The sequence below is a fragment of the Kitasatospora sp. NPDC018619 genome, assembly GCF_044391605.1.
Classification (GTDB): Bacteria; Actinomycetota; Actinomycetes; order Streptomycetales; family Streptomycetaceae; genus Kitasatospora.
Genome location: NZ_JBISAI010000011.1, coordinates 72,164 through 89,518 on the forward strand (window position 1 = coordinate 72,164; position 17,355 = coordinate 89,518).

The 17,355-nt window shown below is 74.8% G+C and carries 18 protein-coding genes; 9 read left to right on the forward strand and 9 right to left on the reverse strand.

The window, feature by feature from the left end; translation table 11 throughout:
• Nucleotide 1 precedes the first annotated feature (1 nt).
• Complete coding sequence (locus ACH5AR_RS18980; RefSeq protein WP_396302566.1) at nucleotides 2-1,006, reverse strand: DMT family transporter; 1,005 nt, start codon at nucleotides 1,004-1,006, stop codon at nucleotides 2-4.
• A gap of 269 nt (nucleotides 1,007-1,275) precedes the next feature.
• On the opposite strand from ACH5AR_RS18980, the gene ACH5AR_RS18985 reads away from it, so the two are divergent.
• Nucleotides 1,276-1,539, forward strand: a complete 264-nt coding sequence (locus ACH5AR_RS18985; RefSeq protein WP_396302567.1) for a dsRBD fold-containing protein — start codon at nucleotides 1,276-1,278, stop codon at nucleotides 1,537-1,539.
• Nucleotides 1,540-1,570: 31 nt separating this feature from the next.
• Here ACH5AR_RS18985 and ACH5AR_RS18990 read toward each other — a convergent pair whose 3' ends face one another.
• Both ACH5AR_RS18990 and ACH5AR_RS18995 read right to left on the reverse strand, forming a co-directional pair.
• Nucleotides 1,571-2,347, reverse strand: a complete 777-nt coding sequence (locus tag ACH5AR_RS18990; protein WP_396302568.1) for a hypothetical protein — start codon at nucleotides 2,345-2,347, stop codon at nucleotides 1,571-1,573.
• A 469-nt stretch (nucleotides 2,348-2,816) separates the two neighbouring features.
• Nucleotides 2,817-3,674, reverse strand: coding sequence for an alpha/beta fold hydrolase (locus tag ACH5AR_RS18995; RefSeq protein WP_396302569.1), 858 nt, complete (start codon nucleotides 3,672-3,674; stop codon nucleotides 2,817-2,819).
• Nucleotides 3,675-3,842: 168 nt separating this feature from the next.
• On the opposite strand from ACH5AR_RS18995, the gene ACH5AR_RS19000 reads away from it, so the two are divergent.
• Complete coding sequence (locus ACH5AR_RS19000) at nucleotides 3,843-4,277, forward strand: MarR family winged helix-turn-helix transcriptional regulator (RefSeq protein ID WP_396302743.1); 435 nt, start codon at nucleotides 3,843-3,845, stop codon at nucleotides 4,275-4,277.
• A gap of 1 nt (nucleotide 4,278) precedes the next feature.
• Here ACH5AR_RS19000 and ACH5AR_RS19005 read toward each other — a convergent pair whose 3' ends face one another.
• Nucleotides 4,279-5,205: an AEC family transporter gene (locus ACH5AR_RS19005; protein ID WP_396302570.1), complete on the reverse strand. Its 927-nt coding sequence runs from the start codon at nucleotides 5,203-5,205 to the stop codon at nucleotides 4,279-4,281.
• Between the two features lie 300 nt (nucleotides 5,206-5,505).
• Between ACH5AR_RS19005 and ACH5AR_RS19010 the strand changes: the two genes are divergently transcribed.
• The gene (locus ACH5AR_RS19010; RefSeq protein ID WP_396302571.1) at nucleotides 5,506-5,964 is read left to right on the forward strand and encodes an HD domain-containing protein; all 459 of its coding nucleotides are present in this window, start codon (nucleotides 5,506-5,508) and stop codon (nucleotides 5,962-5,964) included.
• Nucleotides 5,965-6,129: 165 nt separating this feature from the next.
• On the opposite strand, the gene ACH5AR_RS19015 is transcribed toward ACH5AR_RS19010, so the two are convergent.
• A complete protein-coding gene (locus tag ACH5AR_RS19015) occupies nucleotides 6,130-6,504 on the reverse strand; it encodes a transglycosylase SLT domain-containing protein (RefSeq protein ID WP_396302572.1) in 375 nt (124 codons plus the stop codon).
• A gap of 527 nt (nucleotides 6,505-7,031) precedes the next feature.
• A complete protein-coding gene (locus ACH5AR_RS19020; RefSeq protein WP_396302573.1) occupies nucleotides 7,032-8,636 on the reverse strand; it encodes a carboxyl transferase domain-containing protein in 1,605 nt (534 codons plus the stop codon).
• A 280-nt stretch (nucleotides 8,637-8,916) separates the two neighbouring features.
• Here ACH5AR_RS19020 and ACH5AR_RS19025 point away from each other — a divergent pair, with 280 nt between their 5' ends.
• The gene (locus ACH5AR_RS19025; RefSeq protein WP_396302574.1) at nucleotides 8,917-9,309 is read left to right on the forward strand and encodes a ribonuclease; all 393 of its coding nucleotides are present in this window, start codon (nucleotides 8,917-8,919) and stop codon (nucleotides 9,307-9,309) included.
• Nucleotides 9,310-9,503: 194 nt separating this feature from the next.
• On the opposite strand, the gene ACH5AR_RS19030 is transcribed toward ACH5AR_RS19025, so the two are convergent.
• On the reverse strand, nucleotides 9,504-10,325 hold the full coding sequence (locus ACH5AR_RS19030; protein ID WP_396302575.1) for an MOSC domain-containing protein: 822 nt from the start codon (nucleotides 10,323-10,325) through the stop codon (nucleotides 9,504-9,506).
• Nucleotides 10,326-10,470: 145 nt separating this feature from the next.
• Here ACH5AR_RS19030 and ACH5AR_RS19035 point away from each other — a divergent pair, with 145 nt between their 5' ends.
• Nucleotides 10,471-11,145 (forward strand): TetR/AcrR family transcriptional regulator, encoded by a 675-nt coding sequence (locus tag ACH5AR_RS19035; protein WP_396302576.1) that lies wholly within the window; start codon nucleotides 10,471-10,473, stop codon nucleotides 11,143-11,145.
• A 191-nt stretch (nucleotides 11,146-11,336) separates the two neighbouring features.
• Nucleotides 11,337-11,852, forward strand: coding sequence for a universal stress protein (locus tag ACH5AR_RS19040; RefSeq protein WP_396302577.1), 516 nt, complete (start codon nucleotides 11,337-11,339; stop codon nucleotides 11,850-11,852).
• Nucleotides 11,853-11,908: 56 nt separating this feature from the next.
• Here ACH5AR_RS19040 and ACH5AR_RS19045 read toward each other — a convergent pair whose 3' ends face one another.
• Complete coding sequence (locus ACH5AR_RS19045; protein ID WP_396302578.1) at nucleotides 11,909-12,715, reverse strand: IclR family transcriptional regulator; 807 nt, start codon at nucleotides 12,713-12,715, stop codon at nucleotides 11,909-11,911.
• A gap of 328 nt (nucleotides 12,716-13,043) precedes the next feature.
• On the opposite strand from ACH5AR_RS19045, the gene ACH5AR_RS19050 reads away from it, so the two are divergent.
• The 3 genes from ACH5AR_RS19050 to ACH5AR_RS19060 all read left to right on the forward strand — a co-directional run bounded on the left by ACH5AR_RS19050 (nucleotide 13,044) and on the right by ACH5AR_RS19060 (nucleotide 16,559).
• Nucleotides 13,044-14,354 carry an extracellular solute-binding protein gene (locus ACH5AR_RS19050; protein WP_396302579.1) on the forward strand — a complete coding sequence of 437 codons (1,311 nt, stop codon included), beginning with the start codon at nucleotides 13,044-13,046 and terminating at the stop codon, nucleotides 14,352-14,354.
• A gap of 334 nt (nucleotides 14,355-14,688) precedes the next feature.
• Nucleotides 14,689-15,666, forward strand: coding sequence for a carbohydrate ABC transporter permease (locus ACH5AR_RS19055; RefSeq protein ID WP_396302580.1), 978 nt, complete (start codon nucleotides 14,689-14,691; stop codon nucleotides 15,664-15,666).
• 5 nt (nucleotides 15,667-15,671) lie between these two features.
• Complete coding sequence (locus tag ACH5AR_RS19060) at nucleotides 15,672-16,559, forward strand: carbohydrate ABC transporter permease (protein WP_396302581.1); 888 nt, start codon at nucleotides 15,672-15,674, stop codon at nucleotides 16,557-16,559.
• Between the two features lie 80 nt (nucleotides 16,560-16,639).
• Here the strand turns inward: ACH5AR_RS19060 and ACH5AR_RS19065 are convergent, their stop codons facing one another.
• Complete coding sequence (locus tag ACH5AR_RS19065) at nucleotides 16,640-17,251, reverse strand: hypothetical protein (protein ID WP_396302582.1); 612 nt, start codon at nucleotides 17,249-17,251, stop codon at nucleotides 16,640-16,642.
• Nucleotides 17,252-17,355 lie beyond the last annotated feature (104 nt).

Genomic DNA, 17,355 nt, shown 5'->3' on the forward strand with positions numbered 1-17,355 from the left:
CCTAGCCGGTGCTCCCGGGGCGGCCGTCGTCGTCGGCGGATCCCTCCGCCGGTCCGCCGCTCGACTCGTCCGTCTCGCCCGGCTCGCCCCGCTCGTCTCCCGGTGTCTCCTCCGCCGTGTCCTCCGGGGACGCCCCGATGCCCTCCAGGGTGTCCCGGACGGTACCGGGCATCGCCGGGTGGCGCCCGATCACGATCACGCCGACCACGATCGCCAGCAGCCCGGCCGACTGCCAGGCCAACGCTCCGGCCGTCACCCGCAGCCGGTCGCCGAGGAAGCCCACCGCGCAGGCGATCCCGGACAGCGGCTGGGCGGCGGTCAGCGCGGGCAGGGACATCCGCAGCGGTGCGGCCTCGAAGGCGCTCTGCACCAGCAGCAGCCCGACCACCCCCGCCACCACCACCGCGTACGGCTGCCAGCTGCGCAGCACCGCGGCGAGGCCCTCGTGGTCGAGACGCTGGGTGGTGGTGCGGGTCAGCGCGTCCTGGAGGCCGTACAGCAGGCCCGCGGCGAGTGCCAGCAGGGTCGCCTCCTCGAACAGCGGCAGCCGCCGGGCCAGCGAGACCAGCAGCACGACCAGCCCGGTCACGGTGCCGACCACGAGCCAGTGCCGCAGCTCCCCGGCGGGTGGCCCGCCGCCGGTCGGCCGCCCGGCCACGATGAAGGCCGTCACCCCCAGGGCCAGCAACAGCACCCCGGCCCAGCCGGAGCGGCCCAGGGTCTGACGGGTCAACACCCGGGCCAGCGCCATGGCGAAGATCAGATTGGTGGCGAGCAGCGGCTCGACCAGCGACACCTCGCCCTGGTTGAGCGCGAGCGCCGAAAGGATCAGCCCGCTGACCATGAACCCCGTGCCGAGCAACCACTGGGGCATCCGCATCAGGTCCAGCAGCAGCCGCCAGCGCAGCAGGTCGGAGCGCGGGGCTTGCTGCGCCGCGTGCTGCTGGAGGACGAAGCCGAGCCCCAGACAGCAGGCCGCACTGAGAGCCAGGAGGAAGACCGCCACGGAGGGACCACCAGGTTGTCGCTGCCCGCGCCGCGCCGACGGGTCCGAGGGGCGGGTCGGCATCGCGGCCGCTCCCGTCAGCCTACCGCCGGGCCCCTGCACGGGCCGGTCGCACGGCACCCGCGCGGCGCGGCGGGGCGCGGGGCCCGTCCGGCAGCGCTTGCCGCCATCGGCCGGGCAGGCGCACGCTGGTGTGAGCGGCCGCCACGGGTCACCGTCCGTGCCGGTCCGGACAGGCGGCGACGGGGGCCGGCGCCAGGAGGTGTGGCATGCACAACCAGTGGGACGTGGAGCTGAGCTTCGAGGAAGACGGCGTGCACACGGCGTGTGAGGCCAGGTTGACGGGCGCCCGGGCACCCGGCCTGAGCGCCCACGGCGAGTCCGTGAAGAGCGCGGACGACCGCCCGCTCGCCAGGATCGGCGAGGAGGTCGCGGCCTCCCGGGCCCTGGAGGAACTGTCCCGGATGCTGCGGTCCCAGGCCACCGGGGAGATCGACGACGAAGGGCACCGCCCGAACTACCTGATCTACTGATCCCACCTCGGCGCCTCGGCGGCCGGGAGGGTCAGTCGGCGCGCCACCAGGGGGCCCGGAGGACGTCGTCCGGGTCGGTGGCACAGTTGGTGCCGCTCACCACCTGGTGGGCGGGAACGTCCCAGCCGACGACGCCCGGTGCCTGGCGGTCCAGCTCGACCAGCCGGGCGCGCTGCGGGCCCGTGCCGGTGTCGACGTCGCACCTCAGGACGCTGGTCCAGGACCGGCCGTCGAGCGCGGCGACGACCGCCAGGGCCGGAAGCACGACCAGGGAGAGCAGGAGCGCGGCGCCCCGCAGCGCGTCGACGACCCGGGGCGCCAAGGACGCGGCGGGGCGCCCGGTGCGGCGGCCGGTGGTGACGGAGCGCGCGCCCGTCCGGTACTCGGCCACCACGCCGAGCCGCAGCAGGTACCCCAGGACGCCCGCGGCCACGCCCCACCACAGCCCGTTGAACGCCCCGACCACCACGCCCAGCGCCCCCGGCACGATCGCGGCCCGCGCCGCCGTCTCCACCAGGGCCCGCCCCTGGTGCCGGGCGGCTCCGCCGTGGGCGGCCCGGTAGGCGTAGCCGACGTGGGCGAGCACCGCCGCCAGCACCACGGCCATCACCGGCTCGGCGAAGAACATCCCGATGACGACGTCCACCCAGTTCGCGGGCCCCATCGCCAGCAGCGCGTCCCGAGCGGCGTCCCCGCCTCCGAGCGTCCACGCCAGCTTCAGCACCGGAATGGCGAACACCACCGCCGGCGCCATCACATGAGCCGCACTCACCCGTGCCGCGCCGCCGGTCCGCGAGCTCTCGGTCATCCCGCCACGCTACGTACGCCGCTGGCACCTTGCGGCCCAACACCCCGCGTCCGTAACCGCCGCTACCCGGTCGGGTGCGGCGTGCGTGGGAGGTCGGGTGGGCCGACTTCCTGTGTGGGGTGGGTGGGGTGGTGGCTGTCTGGTGCGGGGCGCTGGGGCGTGGGAAGTCGGATGGGTCGACTTCCTGCGTGCCGTGTGGCTTGTCGTCCGGCGTTGCTGTGACCGGTTGGCGCTACCCGGTCGGGTGTGGCTGGCGTGGGAGGTCGGGTGGGTCGACTTCTGTGTGTGGCTGCCCGGCGGGTGTGGCTGGCGTGGGAAGTCGGGTGGGTCGACTTCTTGTGCGGGGCGTCGCCGTTCGGCGTGCTGTGGACGCCCCCGCGTGCGGAGCTGGCGCTGCCGGGTGGTGTGTGGCGTGCGTCAGAAGTCGGATGCGCCGACTTTCTCCGCGGGGTGGGGTGGTGGCCCGGCTTCAGGGGGTGAGGAAGGCGGTGAGGCGCGGGTTGAGGGTGTGGGGGGTGGCGGTGGGGAGGGCGTGGTGGGAGACGCCGGGGAGGATGGCGACTTCCGCGCCGGGGAGGGCGGTGCGGGCGGCGCGGGCGATGTGGTGGGGGTCGTGGGCGCGGCTGTGGGCGGCGAGGAGGGCGAGGACGGGGGCGGTGAGGGTGCGGAGGCGGTCGGGGGAGGGGCGGGGGCCTGTGATGACGGGCGAGGCGGGGAAGTCGGCGTAGCCGAGGGCGTAGAGCTCGCACCAGTCGGGGTCGGCTCCGGAGGTGCTGCCGGCCTCCCAGTCCAGGTAGGCGCGGGCGCGGGCCGGGGTGCGGCGGGGGAGGAAGAGGGGGAGGGTGCGCAGCAGGTAGCCGGGGCGGAAGCCGCCGAAGCACTGGGTGGGGTCGAGCAGGACGAGCCGGCCGACCCGGGTGGGCGCGTGCAGGGCGTACTCCAGGGCGATCCAACCGCCGTACGAGTGGCCGCAGAAGTCGGCCCGGGGGACGCCGAGCCCGTCGAGGACGGCGTCCAGCCAGCCGAGCAGGCCGGGAACGCCGTCGAGGGCGGTGCCGTCGTGGACGCTGCGGCCCGGGTCGCCGATGAGATCGACGGCGAGGACGCGGTGCCCGGCCTCGGCGAGGGCGCCGGCGGTGGCGAACCACAGGGTGGAGGTCGCGCCGCCGCCGTGGAGCAGGACGACCGGGCGGCCGTCGGCGGGACCGCAGGCGTTGATCCGGGTGGTGCCGTGGGCGGTGCGGACGGTGAGGGCCTCGACCGGGACGGGCCAGCGGGCGAGCAGGGCGTCGTAGGCGGCGAGGAAGGGAGCGGTGCGGGCGGACATCAGGGCCTCCGCGGGTGTGGTGTGATGGCGGCCGGAGCGGCGGACCACCCGGCGAGCAGGGACCGTGCCCGGCAAGTCTCTCGCTGGGCAAGTATCTCGCTGGCCGAGAGAATAGTCGCACATGCCCTCCCCAGGAAGGACGACAGGGTGTCCGAGGTCGCCGAGCCGATGCGGCTCGTCCATCTGCTGCGTGGTCTGACGGTCGAACTCGACCTGTTCGGCGCCGAGTTCGCGGCCCGCAACGGTCTGCACCCGACCGACCTGCGGGCGCTGATCCACCTGCTGGACGCGGCCCGGGCCGGGGAGGTGGTCACCCCGGGCCGGCTCGGTGAGGCGCTGGGGCTGAACTCGGCGGGCACCACCGGCCTGGTGGACCGGCTGGAGCGGCTCGGGCTGATCCGGCGCGAGCGCGACCCACAGGACCGGCGCCGGGTGCGGCTGCTGGTGGAGGAGCGGGCGATGGAGCTGGGGGAGGGCTTCTTCGGCGGGCTGATCGGTGGCCTGGTCGCGGCGATGGGGCGGTTCGAGCCGGGCGAGCTGGACACCGCCCGGCGCTTCCTGGAGGCGATGTCCGCAGTGGTGGCGGCCGCCCGGGAGAGGTGACCTACGCGGGCCCGAGGGTCCAGCTGATCACCGACAGCGTCGCCATCGAGACCAGCGTCGACCAGAGCACCGCGTTCCGGGCGAGGGCGGTGCCCTGCTGGTACTCGCGGGCGTAGGTGTACACGTTCTGCGCGGTGGGCAGCGCGGAGAACAGCACCACGGTGAGCAGCTGGTGCGCGGGCAGGCGGAGCACCGGCCCGGCCACGGCGAGCGCGACCAGCGGCTGGACCAGGGTCTTGAGCGCGACGGTCAGCCCGACCTCGGCGCGGCGGGGCCGGCTGTCGGCCGGCGGGCGGTTGTGCAGCGACATGCCGATGGCGATCAGCGCGGTCGGCACGCCGGCGCCGCCGAGCAGCTCGCAGGAACGGTTCAGCTCGCCGGGCAGGTGCGTACCGGTCGCCGAGACGACGGCCCCCAGGACGGTGGCCAGCAGGATCGGGTTGCGGGCGGGCAGGGTGAGCAGCGCCCGTCGGCCGGCCGCGCCGCTGTCCAGGACGGCCAGCACGGCGGGGGTGATCACCAGGATCTGGAACAGCACCGCGGGCGCGACGAAGGAGGCGTCGCCGAGGACCTGCATGGTCACCGGGATGCCGAGGTTGGCCGAGTTGACGTAACCGGCGGCCATCGCGCCGACCGCCAGTTCGCCGGGCTTGCGCCGGAACAGCAGCCGGCCGGCGAGCAGCCCCAGGCCGGTCGTGACCAGCGTGCCCGCCATGAAGGCGAGCATCGAGGCGTTGGCGAAGCGGTCCAGCGGAGTGCGGGCGATCATCAGGAAGAGCGCGGCCGGCATCGCCACGTGGAACACGAACCGGTTGAGCACCGTCTCCGCCTGCGGCCCGAGCAGCCCGCTGCGGCCGACCACGTAGCCGACGCCGGTGAGCGCCCAGATCGGCAGGAAGGCGGACAGCAGCGGGTGCAGGGCTGGCATGGTTCCTCGGATCGCTCGGACGGGTCTGCCGGTGCGGCGGGGGTCTCCCGCCGGGGGCGCCGACTCCCGAGCGCGGTGACCCCCCGAAGCCCATGAACCCCCGGGGCAGTAAACCAGTGGCCGTCGAGGGCGCGGCCGACGGGTCTGTCGCGAACACGTCGCCCGGCGGCGATCCGCCGGCCCGCCGTCGGGGCCCGCCGTCCGAGCCGGGTCCCCGGGCCCGCCGTCGCCGCCGGGTCCCCGGGCCCACCGCCCCGGGCCGACCCGGCGGCACCTCCCGCCCGGGCCTACGATGAGCCGATGGAGGACCAGTACCTGAGCCTGTCCGAGGTGGAGGCGGTCGCGCGCCGGGCCCACCGGGGGCAGCTGGACAAGAACAGCCACCCGTACGCCGAGCACATCGCGGCCGTCGCCCACGGGACGGCGGCGCGCGGCGGTAGCGCGGCGCAGATCGCGGCGGGCTGGCTGCACGACGCCGTGGAGGACGACCGGCTGAGTCGCGAGTGGCTGGCCGGGGCCGCGCTGCCGGAGGAGACCAAGGCGATCGTGGACGCCCTCACCCGGCGCCCGGACGAGCCGGTCGAGCAGTACACCGCGCGCATCCTGGCCACGCCGGGCGCGCTGCTGGTCAAGCGCGCGGACCTGGCGCACAACTCCGATCCGGCGCGCCTGGCCTCGCTGGACCCGGCGACCGCCGAGCGGCTGACCGCCAAGTACGCGCGGATGCGCGAGCTGCTCGGGCTCACCGGCGAGCTGTAGCCCGTACGACGCGCCCCGGGGGCCCGGAAACCGCGAGAGGGCCCGGACCACGCGGATCGCGCGGGTCCGGGCCCTCTCGGGCACCCCGGTGGCCCCTGTCCGACCCCCGGGGTGAGGGGGAGTGGTCAGGTGACGGTCGGAGCTCGGTGGGCCGACGGGGTCGGCTTAGTACCAGTGGTGGTTCTGCCAGAACGCCCAGGCGGCGTTCGGGCTGCCGTAGCGGGTGTTCATGTAGTCCAGCGCCCACTTGATCTGGGTGGCCGGGTTGGTCTTCCAGTCCGCACCGGCGGAGGCCATCTTGGAGCCCGGCAGCGCCTGGGCCAGGCCGTAGGCGCCCGAGCTCGCGTTGGTCGCGGTCACGTTCCAGCTGGACTCGTGGGCGATGATCTGGCTGAACGACGCCAGCTGGTTGGCCGGGACGATCTGGGCGGCGATGGCCTGCGGGGAGGCGGTGGCGGCGTTCGCGGTGGCGGGCAGGACACCCGCGCCCAGGGCGGTCAGACCGGCGGCGCCGGCGAGGATGGCGGCGGAAGTGCGCATACGGAGCTTGAAAGCGGGCATGAAGAACAGGACCTCAATCAGGTTGGGCCGGGTCGCTCCCCGCCCGGGACCACGGCCGGACAGGGGCCGTAACGGTCACGGGGAGTGACTCGGCAGTAAGCCTTCACCGGCGGGACAGGAGCCGGTGTGGCTGACGACGAGAGCCATTGTTGGCAGACCGGGACCGCCGTCGCCAAGACCCCCTCGGTACGACCCGCGGTCGTACCCAGGGGGCGGCCGTGGAATCGAAGGGGCCGCCGGGTGGGGCAGGACCCACGGGGCGTGAGCTGGACGAACGCGGGCCGTGCGGCGGCGGGGCGGGCGCCGGCCGGGCGTCTACTACCGTCCGTCGTCGGTCTTGATCACGTGTGAGCGCACTCACCGTGCGGGCCCCGGTCGGCGTCACGCTCCGGCCCGGCGGCAGCACGGTGGGTTCAGACGATCAAGCGCGTGCTGAGACCGGCGCCACACCGCCGCGGGGTTACCGACCGTCGCGGGCGCGGGCCGCCGGAGGTCGCAGCGGCGGGCTACCGGAGGTCGCCCAACCGCCGGTGCCGGGCGGCCCGGGCGGCGAGCCGGTCCCCTTCGCCGGTCGCCGCCAGGGCGCCGAGCGCCGCACCGACCGCCTGCCCGAGCCGGGCGCAGAAGGCCTCCGGCTCCTCGGCGGCGTCCGGCCGCTCCGGGACCACCTCGTCGACCAGCCCGACCTCGGCCAGGTGGCGTGCCCCGATCCCCTGGGAGCGGGCGAGCTCGGCGGCGTGCGCGCCGTCCCGGTGGACGATCGCCGAGGCGCCCTCCGGCGGCAGCGGCGCCAGCCAGGCGTGCTCGGCGGCGATCACCCGGTCCGCCGGGAGCAGCGCCAGTGCCCCGCCGCCCGAGCCCTGGCCGAGCAGGACGGCCAGGACGGGGGTGCGCAGTGCGAGCAGGGTGGTCAGGCAGTGGGCGATCTCCACCGCGATGCCGTCCAGCTCGGCCCGGGCGGACAGCTCCGCACCGGCCGTGTCCACGACCGTGACCAGCGGCAGCCCGAGCTGCTCCGCCAGGCGCGCGGTGCGCCGTACGGCCCGCAGGTCGGCGGCGGTGAAGGGCCGCTCGTGCTCGGGGGTCTGCCGTTGCTGGCCCACGACCACCACGGGCCGGCCGCCGAGCAGGGCCAGCGCCCGGACCAGTGCGCCGTCGCGCCCGCCGGGGGCGTCCAGCAGCACCAGCTCCTCGGCGGTGCGCCGCAGCAGCTCGCGGGCGCCCGGACGGTCGGAGCGGCGGGTGCGGCGGACGGAGTCCCAGGCGTCCGGCTGCCCGGGCGCGGGTACGGACGGCGCGGGTACGGACGGCGCGGGTACGGACGGCGCGGGTACGGACGGCGCGGGTACGGATGGCGCGGAACCGGCGGCGGGAGCGGGCCCGGGTGCAGTCCCGGGGGCAGGGGGCGGCGGGGCGGCGGCGAGGACGGCCAGCGTGCGGCGGAGCAGCTCGCGCAGCTCCTGCGGCGGCACGACGGCGTCCACCAGCCCCTGCCCGGCCAGCGTCTCGGCCCGCTGGACGTCCGGCGGCAGCTCCACGCCGCGCAGCTCCTCGTACACGCGCGGGCCGAGGAAGCCGAGCCGGGCGCCCGGCTCGGCCAGGACCAGCTGGCCGAGCGTGCCCCAGGAGGCGAAGACCCCTCCCATCGTGGGGTTGCGCAGGTAGGTGAGGTACGGGAGGCCGGCGGCCCGGTGCGCCTGGACGGCGGCGGTGATCCGCAGCATGCAGAGGAAGGCCGCCGACCCCTCCTGCATCCGCGTCCCGCCGGAGACCGGCAGGGCGAGCAGTGGCAACCGCTCGGCGGTGGCGCGCTCGACGGCGCGGGTGATCCGTTCGGCGGTGGCGACACCGATCGAGCCGCCGAGGAAGCCGAACTCGGAGGCGACGAGGGCGACGGGCCGGCCGTCCACCAGGCCGAGGCCGGTGAGGACGGCCTCGGCCAGCCCGGTGCGCGCGCGGGCGCGGTCGAGGGAGGCGCGGTAGTCGGGGGCGGTCCGGTCGGCGGAGCCGCCGGCCGCCGGCGGCCCGTCCCAGCCGCGGAAGCCGCCCGGATCGACCAGCAGCCCGATCAGCTGGTGGGCCGTCAGCGCCGTGCCCGAGACCGTACCCATGCCCACCCCGTCAGAGATCGTTCCGGCCGTGCCGGGAGCCGCCGCGTCACGCGGCACTCTATGCGGCGCCGTCCGGGCGGGACAGCTCCGACATGAGTTCGACGGCGGTCGACCCCTGCGCCGGACGGGCGGTTCGTGGGCGTTGCGCGGGCGGCTCCGGCGGGGTGGGCCGCAGGACGGGGTACGGCTCAAGTCTCCGCAGGTAAAGGGGAGTTACTCACTGGTTAATAGTTTCTCGGAGGGCTTCCGGAGTTGACGGCGTCCCGCCAGACTGAGGGGCATGTCTCGCACTCTACGCGCGTGGAAGTCCCGCGCTGCCGCCGCCACCGCCGTCGCTCTGATGACCCTCGCCCCGGTCGCCGTCGCCACCCAGGCGCACGCCGACGTGAGCGGCTCGGTCTGCCTCACCGCCCTCCCGCCGCAGGCCGCCGACACCCTCGACCTGATCGCCGCCGGTGGGCCGTTCCCCTACTCCCAGGACGGGGTGGTCTTCCAGAACCGGGAGGGCGTCCTGCCCAGCGAGTCCTACGGCTACTACCACGAGTACACCGTCATCACCCCGGGCTCCCCGACCCGCGGCGCCCGCCGGATCGTGACCGGACAGGCCAGCCAGGAGGACTACTACACGGGCGACCACTACGCCACGTTCTTCCTGATCGACCAGACCTGCTGACGCCCTGACCCCCTGCTCCTGCTCCTGCCCGCCGGCGTCCCGACGTCCCCGGACGCTCCCGTACGACGGTGGCCCCGGCCGGCTTCCCCGCCGAGGCCACCGCCGTGCGGCAGGTGTGGCACGTGCGGCATCTGCGGCACCTGCGGCCGTCACGGCACCCGCCGCCCCGTCCGCCGCTCCCGCCCGCTCCGGGCTCAGAGCTCGGACGGCCCCCAGGCGCCCACCGCCAGCCCGTCCCCGACCCGCAGCGCGCCGGGCCGCAGCACCGCGAACCTGCTGCCGAACGCCACCCCGCCCGCCGCCGCCCGGCGGTACCGCGCCAGCGTCCGCAGCGGCTCCGGGCCCGCCTTGGCGCCGCGGGTCTGGTCCACCGTCGTCACCGCGCAGCGGATCGCGAGCTTGGCGTGGCCCAGTTCGGCCCCGCCCACCTCGATCCGGCGGGCCAGGTCCTCGGTGTGCGGCTCGGGCCAGCCGTCCACCACCAGGTTCGGGCGGAACCGGTCCGTCGGCACCGGCTCGACGCCGGAGAGCTCGTTGAAGCGCTCCAGCGAGGAGCGCGACACCAGGTGCACGGCGCAGCTGTCCGCGTACCCCGACGTGCCCGGGACCAGCCCGTCCGTCACCCGGTCGTGCTCCGGCGGCACCCGGACCAACCGGCTGCGCGCGCCCAGGACCCCGGAGAGCCAGTCGGCGGCCTCCTCGCCCTGGTCGATGCCGAGGAAGGGTGCACCGAACAGCCGCACCGCGCGGCGCGCCCCCTCGGTGGCCACCGGGACGGTCACCGGCTCCGTCCCCGGGGCGGCCGGCGCCAGCGACCGGCCGTCCTCCGCCACCGCCGGGCGGACGGTGGCGAGCGCCGCGTCCCTGCGCTGGGAGCGGAACACGCCGTCCTCGTCCACCACCATGAACGCCCGGTCGTGGGCCAGCCCGGCCCGGGTGAGCTCCGCCTGCGCGGCCGTCACCCCGGCGCAGCCCTTCACCGGGTGGTGGTACCGCAGCTCCGTCACCGTGGCCATCGTCCTGCCTCCCCCGTGGTGCCGGCGGGCCTCCCAAGCCCGCGCGGCATTCATCTCGGCGGCCTCACAGGGCAGTTGACCACTCCGGCGGGGACGGCGGGCAGGCCCGGGTGGGCCCGGCCCGGCGCTTGCTAGGGTCGTGGGCATGGCACCACCGAGCAGCGCGAACCCCCCGGGGCGGCTCCGGCGGGACGCGCAGCGCAACCGCGACCTCCTGCTCGCCGCCGCCCGCGACATGTTCTCCCGGCACGGCCTGGACGTGCCGCTCGACCAGATCGCCAAGGAGGCGGGCGTCGGCAACGCCACCCTCTACCGGCACTTCCCGACCCGCGAGGCACTGATCGGCGAGGTGTTCGCGGACGCCGGGGGCGAGCTGGCCGCCGCGGGCGAGGAGGCGCTCGCCGCCGAGGACGCCTGGAGCGGCCTCGAACGGTACTTCGGGCGGATCTTCGAACTGGTCGCCGCCGACCGGGGGATCAACGACCTGGTCACCCAGGCGATCCCGACCATCCCCGGCATGATCGAGATCAGCCGGCAGCACGCCGCCACCGTCGGCACCCTGATCGCCCGCGCCCAGGACCAGGGCACCATGCGCCGCGACGTGGTCACCATGGACCTGCTCTTCCTGCTCGGCCCGCTCTGCCGCGCCCTGCCCGCCGCCACCGAGCTGCGCCCCGACCTCTGGCGCCGCTACCTCGCGCTCCTGCTCGACGGCTTCCGCGCCCGCGCCGCCCACCCGCTGCCCGTCCCGCCGGTCGGGGAGGAGCACCTGGACCGGATGTTCGCGGACCTGTGGGAGGCGGAGCCGCCGGAGGCGTGAGCGCGCCGGGCACGGTGGCCGGGCCGCGTCAGGGGCGCGTACGGACGGGCCCGCTCCGCGTCAGGGGCGCGTCAACGGGCCGGGCCCGCAGGGGTGCGGACCGCTTTGCTGGGGAGCGGGCCGGCGCGGTCGGCCCGGTCCCGTGCGCCGTACGGGACACCCGGGCGGTGGACGGAGAGGCAGGGCGGGCCATGGCGGACAGCGGTGCGGACGAGGGGCGGATCGTGGTCGGCGTCAGCGGCTCGCTCGGCAGCCTCGCGGCCCTGCACCACGCGGTGGCCGAGGCCCGCAGGACGGACGCCGAGGTGCTCGCGGTGCTCTGCTGGATCCCGCCCGGCGACGAACTCGGCTACCGCCGGAGCCCGTGCCCGCCGGTCGTCGACGCCGGTCGCGCCGCCGCCGTCGCCCGGCTCCGGCAGGCCCTCGACGAGGCCTTCGCCGGACAGTACGCGGGCGTCCGGCTGCGCTGCCAGACCGTCCGGGGCGACACCGGCCACACCCTGGTGCGGTGCGCCGACCGCCCCGGGGACCTGCTCGTCCTCGGCGCCGGCCGGGAGCGCGGCCGCCTCGCCCGCCTGGTGCACCCCTCCGTCGCCGCCTACTGCGTCCGGCACGCCACCTGCCCCGTCCTCGCCGTCCCGCACCCGCCGCTGCAACGCGACCTGGAAGCCCTGGAGCGGGGCTACGGCCTGGCGGGGCGCGCCTGAGGGGGGCCGGTGGGGCGGCGGGCCGCTCAGGAGGGGGAGCCCAGGGCGGCCGGCGGTCAGGACGGCTGGCGGTCGGAGCCCAGTTCGCGGGAGATCCGCAGGCCGACCTGGGCGACCACCGGGCCGAGGGCGCGGACCCGGGCGGCGGTCATCCGCGAGGTGAGGCCGGAGACGGACAGGGCGGCCGTCACCTCGCCGGTGTGGTCGAAGATCGGGGCGGCGACGCAGCGGACCTCGGGCTCGTTCTCCCGGTCGTCGATCGAGTAGCCGCGGGCGCGGATGCGGGCGAGGTCGGCGCGCAGCCGGGGCTCGTCGGCGATGGTCCAGGCGGTCACCGGGCGCAGGCCGGCCGCGACCACCTCGGCCACCGCCTCCTCCGGCAGCCAGGCGAGGATCGCCTTCCCGGTGGCGGTGCAGTAGGCGGGGGCCCGGCTGCCGACCCGGGAGGCCATCCGGACGTTGGTCTCGTCCTCGACCTTGTCCAGGTAGACGATCCCCGGGGCCTGCCAGACGGTCAGGTGGACGGTCTCGCCCGCCTCGCGCTGGAGCCGGCGCAGGTGCTCGGCGGCGACGCTGCGCAGGTCGAGGGTGGTCAGGTAGGCCTGACCGAGCCGCAGGGAGCCGTGGCCGAGCCGGAACCAGCCGGTCTCGCGGTCCCGGTCGAGGAGGTGTTCGTCCAGCAGGGGGCCGGCCAGCCGCAGCACGGTGCTCTTGTTCAGGCCGAGGCCGTCGGAGAGCTGGGCGAGCGGGACGCCGCGCCCGTCGCTGTGGTCGCGGACGTAGCCCAGGACGGCGAGCGCCCGGCGCAGCGAGGAGGACTGGTTGCGTTCGGTCGCGGGTTTCTTGGGCGCCGTCTCCGTCATGGGTCCGTTCCCTGGTGTCGTTCTGCCGGTGTTCCCCCGCAGGTCGGCGGCGGTTGTCAGAACGTACCCGTTCGACGCCGGATCGCCGCATCTTCGATACAACGTTGTGCATTGCAAAACTTTCACCAACTCCCCCTTGTTGGCGCCGATCGCCCCCGCCTAACGTCCCTGCCATCGAGCAGGCGACGTCGCCCCACCCGAGCGCTGCGCCCTGCCGTACCCCCACTACTTCACCCACCATCGGCCCCGGTCAGGGCCTGCTTCGACGTGCCCGTCCCAGGCGGGGCGGACGTCTCGGCGGCAGCTGTCGGGAGGGGAGGTCTCCACCATGCGACTCATCGGACGGACCGCCGCGGCCGTCGTCCTCGCCGCCGGCTGCCTGGCCGCCACCGCCTGCGCCCCCGGCACCGCCGCACCGGCCGGCGCCAAGGCCGGCGACGACCGGACCGGCACCCTCCAGGTCTGGCTGTACAACGAGGCGGGCAACGCGGCCAAGGAGGCCGTGGTCACCAAGGCCGTCACCGAGTTCCAGGCCTCCCACCAGGGCGTCACCGTCAACGTCAGCTACATCGACACCGACGCCTCGGCCCGCGCGGCCAAGATGAAGGGCGCGTTCAACGACCCGAACAGCGCCCCCGACCTGGTCGAGTTCGGCAACACCGACCTGCCCGGCTACGTCGCCGCGGGCGGCCTCGCCGACATCACCGCCGAACTGGACGCGTGGCAGGACAAGGGCGACCTCGACCCGGCGATCGCCAAGACCGCCGTGGTGGACGGCAAGACGTACGGCCTGCCCTGGTGGGTCGGCGTGCGCGCGCTGTACTACCGCACCGACCTGTTCACCGAGGCCGGCCTGGCCCCGCCGACCTCCTACGCCGAGCTGGTCGCCGCCAACCAGAAGATCCACGCCGCGCACCCGGACACCTTCGGCATCGCCGTCGGCGGCAAGTACACCTTCGCCGCGCTGCCCTTCGTCTGGGACGCGGGCGGCGACATCGCCACCAAGGACGGCGCCAAGTTCAAGGCGGCCATCGACTCGCCGGCCTCGCAGGCCGGGCTCAAGCGCTACACCGACCTGTTCGGTGCGGACGGCTGCCCCGCCCAGCAGTGCGCGGACCTGACCGGCGGCAAGACCGTCGACCTGTTCGCGGCCGGCAAGTCGGCGATGGCGGTGCTGCTCAACTCCAACCGCAGCAAGGTGGACGCGGGCGCCGTCAAGGACCGGTACGGCGTGGTGCCGCTGCCCGGCGAGAAGCCCGGCTCGATCGCCCCGGCCTTCGCCGGCGGCAACAACCTGGGCGTGATGAAGGCGGCCAAGCACCGCACGCTGGCCGTCGAGTTCGCCGAGCTGCTGGCGAGCCCCGCGTACCAGGAGCAGATGTACGACGCGATGGGCAACCTGCCGACGCTCAAGTCCGTCAGCGGCAAGGTCGCGGCGAAGGACGCGTTCCTGAAGCCCTTCACCGACACGATCGCGGCGGGCACCAGGTTCGTCCCGCTCGACCAGGCGTGGGCGCAGATCGACGCCCAGGCGGTGATCCCGACGATGGTCCAGCAGGTCGTCACCGGCAAGGCGGACGTGGCCAAGGCCTCGGCCGACGCCGCCGCGCAGATCTCCTCGGCCTTCGCCGCGCACTGACGGCCGAGCACGCCGGCGTCCGAGCACGCCGGTGACCGAGCACGCCGGTGACCGAGCGCACCGGTGACCGAGCGCACCGACGTCCGAGCGCCGGCGGCGGCGCGGCTCGCACCGAGCGCGCTGCCGCCGGCCGGGGCCCTCCCCGCGCCCCCCGGCGCCCACCCGGCGCCGGTTCAGGGCGCCTCCGGAGCCCCGCAGTCCCGCAGCCCCACCCGAGAGCCACCCGTCGCAGAAGCCACCCCGCAGAGCCACCCCTGAGCCGGCGCGCGAAGCCGGCCACCGGCCGGGTACGGACGGCCCCCTCCCGGTTCGTCTCAGAGAGCAGGTCCCGCACGTGTCCGTATCCACCTCGACCGCCCCGGCGCCGCCTTCCCCGCAGAGGCGCCGTGCGGGCAGGGCGCCGGCCGCACCCCCGGGCGGCCGGCGCCGGCGGCCCCCGCTGCTGCTGCTCCTGCCGGCCGCGGTCATCCTGATCCCGCTGGTCGCCTACCCGATCTACCAGCTCGGCCTGCTGTCCGTCCTGGACTTCGGGCAGGCCCAGGCCTCCGGCGGCGCCCCGACCTCCTTCGTCGGCCTCGGCAACTACACGAAGATCCTCCAGGACGAGCAGTTCTGGACGGTGCTGTTCCAGACCATCGGCTTCGCCGCGTTCTGCGTGGTCGCCACCCTGGCGGTCGGCGCCGCCCTCGCGGTGCTGCTCACCAAGGTCGGCCGGTGGCCCCGGCTGGTGCTGACCACGGCGGCGATGGCCGCCTGGGCAGCGCCGGCGATGACCGGTTCGACGGTGTGGAGCTTCCTGTTCGACACCAACCTCGGCCTGGTGAACCACACCTTGGAAGGGCTCGGGCTCTCCGGCTTCCACGAGTTCAACTGGTTCTACGACAAGTGGACGGCGTTCCTGATCGTCGGCGCCGTGGTGGTGTGGCACTCCTTCCCCTTCGTGATGGTCACCCTCTACGCGGGCATCCGGGCCATCCCGGAGGAGATCATGGAGGCGGCCGCCCTCGACGGCGCCAACACCTGGACCACCTTCCGCCGGATCACCGCCCCGATGCTGCGGCCGATCCTGACCATCGTGGTGATCCAGTCGGTGATCTGGGACTTCAAGGTCTTCACCCAGATCTACGTGATGACCGAGGGCGGCGGCATCGCCGGCCAGAACCTGGTGCTCAACGTGTACGCGTACCAGAAGGCCTTCGCCTCCTCGCAGTACGGGCTGGGCGCGGCGATCGGCGTGATCATGCTGCTGATCCTGGTGATCCCGACGGTCCTGTACATCCGCACCCTGCGACGGACGGGGAACGAACTGTGAGCCCGGTGAACCCCCCGGTGAAGGCCCCGGCCGTGAAGCCGGCCCGGAACACCCGCGGCCGGTGGCGGCTGGCCGCCAACTCCGGCGCGATCGTACTGGCCGTCGTCACCGCCTTCCCGATCTTCTGGATGGTCCTCTCGGCCTTCAAGCCCAAGGGCGAGATCCAGTCGCTCGAACCCCGCCCCTGGACCGCCCACCCCACGCTGGAGAGCTTCCGCCAGGTGCTCAGCGTGGACGGCTTCGCCCGCTACTTCGGGAACAGCCTGGTGATCGCGCTGTCGGTGGTGGTGCTGTCGGCGGTCGTGGTCTTCCTGGCGGCCGTGGCCGTGACCAGGTTCCGGTTCCGGTTCCGCACCACCATCATGGTGATGTTCCTGATCGCCCAGATGATCCCGGTCGAGGCGCTGACCATCCCGCTGTTCTTCATGTTCCGCGACGCCGGGCGGTTCGCCCCGGGCATCGGGCTGAACACCCTGGCCTCGCTGGTCCTGGTGCAGCTGGCGTTCTCGCTGCCGTTCGGGATCTGGATGATGCGCGGCTTCGTCGCGGCCGTCCCGGTCTCGATCGAGGAGGCGGCGCAGATCGACGGGGCCAGCCGGACCCGCATCCTGTGGCGGATCCTGCTGCCGCTGGTGGCGCCGGGCCTCGCCGCGACCAGCGTGTTCTCGTTCATCGCGGCGTGGAACGACTTCGTCTTCGCCAAGACCTTCATCATCAGCGCCACCCAGAACCAGACGCTGCCCTCGGCGCTTCTGGTGTTCTTCAAGCCGGACGAGAACGACTGGGGCGGCATCATGGCGGCGTCCACGCTGATGACCGTGCCGGTGCTGATCTTCTTCATCGCGGTGCAGCGCAAGCTGGTCTCCGGGCTGGCCGGTGCGGTGAAGGACTGAGCCGCGCCGGCCGGGGAGCACCCGGGAGTCCCGTGTCGTCCGGGACTCCCGCGGGCGTTCCGGGGCGGAGCCCGGCCGGCTCAGGAGACGAAGCCGACGATGTCGCCGTCCCCCCGGTGCCGCGCCAGCCGGAGCCAGCCGACCACCTCCGCGACGGCCTCGGCCACCTCGCGCTCCGGCGCGGGGGCCCGGCCCTCGCACTCGGCCCGTTCGAACCGTTCCAGGGCCGTCCGGCAGTCCTCGGCCGACCAGGTGCCGCAGGACGGCACGTCGCAGGAGGGCAGCCCGGCGGGCAGGCCGCCGCGGTACTGGAAGTCCGCGACCGAGACGGCGGTGACGCCGTACGCCTCCAGGCCCTCGTCGACCACCTCCAGCCAGTTGCCCCGGAACGGGCCGAAGGAGTCCACCTCCAGGGGCTGCCCGACCAGCCAGCACAGCCGCCGGTACGCGTAGCCGTACTGGAAGGCGTGGTCCTCGTCCTCGGAGAACGGCCCGCCGTGCACCACGGCCCGCAGCGCCTCCAGGGCGGTCGGAGCGCCCTGCGCGATCTCGTCGGCGAAGTGCTCGTCGGACCTGTCCAGGGACGGACCGAAGTACGCGAGGGCCTCCTCGACCGCCCCGTCGTTGCCGCTGCCGACGCGGGCGCGGAGCTCCGCGGGATCGACCAGGTACGCGCGCAGGAAGGAACTCATGCCAGCACGGTAGCGGTCGCGACGGACGGCCGGCCCGGCGGGTCCGGCCGCTCCCGTGGCTGGTCCGGCACCTAACGGTGTTACCCGAGAGGCAAGTTGACGGG

Coding starts and splice junctions, on each gene's coding strand:
- ACH5AR_RS19050 (WP_396302579.1), top strand. CDS start 13,044: ATGCGACTCATCGGACGGACCGCCGCGGCCGTCGTCCTCGCCGCCGGC.
- ACH5AR_RS18990 (WP_396302568.1), bottom strand. CDS start 2,347: ATGACCGAGAGCTCGCGGACCGGCGGCGCGGCACGGGTGAGTGCGGCT.
- ACH5AR_RS19040 (WP_396302577.1), top strand. CDS start 11,337: ATGGCGGACAGCGGTGCGGACGAGGGGCGGATCGTGGTCGGCGTCAGC.
- ACH5AR_RS18985 (WP_396302567.1), top strand. CDS start 1,276: ATGCACAACCAGTGGGACGTGGAGCTGAGCTTCGAGGAAGACGGCGTG.
- ACH5AR_RS18995 (WP_396302569.1), bottom strand. CDS start 3,674: ATGTCCGCCCGCACCGCTCCCTTCCTCGCCGCCTACGACGCCCTGCTC.
- ACH5AR_RS19005 (WP_396302570.1), bottom strand. CDS start 5,205: ATGCCAGCCCTGCACCCGCTGCTGTCCGCCTTCCTGCCGATCTGGGCG.
- ACH5AR_RS19020 (WP_396302573.1), bottom strand. CDS start 8,636: ATGGGTACGGTCTCGGGCACGGCGCTGACGGCCCACCAGCTGATCGGG.
- ACH5AR_RS19035 (WP_396302576.1), top strand. CDS start 10,471: ATGGCACCACCGAGCAGCGCGAACCCCCCGGGGCGGCTCCGGCGGGAC.
- ACH5AR_RS19045 (WP_396302578.1), bottom strand. CDS start 12,715: ATGACGGAGACGGCGCCCAAGAAACCCGCGACCGAACGCAACCAGTCC.
- ACH5AR_RS19010 (WP_396302571.1), top strand. CDS start 5,506: ATGGAGGACCAGTACCTGAGCCTGTCCGAGGTGGAGGCGGTCGCGCGC.
- ACH5AR_RS19025 (WP_396302574.1), top strand. CDS start 8,917: ATGTCTCGCACTCTACGCGCGTGGAAGTCCCGCGCTGCCGCCGCCACC.
- ACH5AR_RS19065 (WP_396302582.1), bottom strand. CDS start 17,251: ATGAGTTCCTTCCTGCGCGCGTACCTGGTCGATCCCGCGGAGCTCCGC.
- ACH5AR_RS19030 (WP_396302575.1), bottom strand. CDS start 10,325: ATGGCCACGGTGACGGAGCTGCGGTACCACCACCCGGTGAAGGGCTGC.
- ACH5AR_RS19000 (WP_396302743.1), top strand. CDS start 3,843: ATGCGGCTCGTCCATCTGCTGCGTGGTCTGACGGTCGAACTCGACCTG.
- ACH5AR_RS19015 (WP_396302572.1), bottom strand. CDS start 6,504: ATGCGCACTTCCGCCGCCATCCTCGCCGGCGCCGCCGGTCTGACCGCC.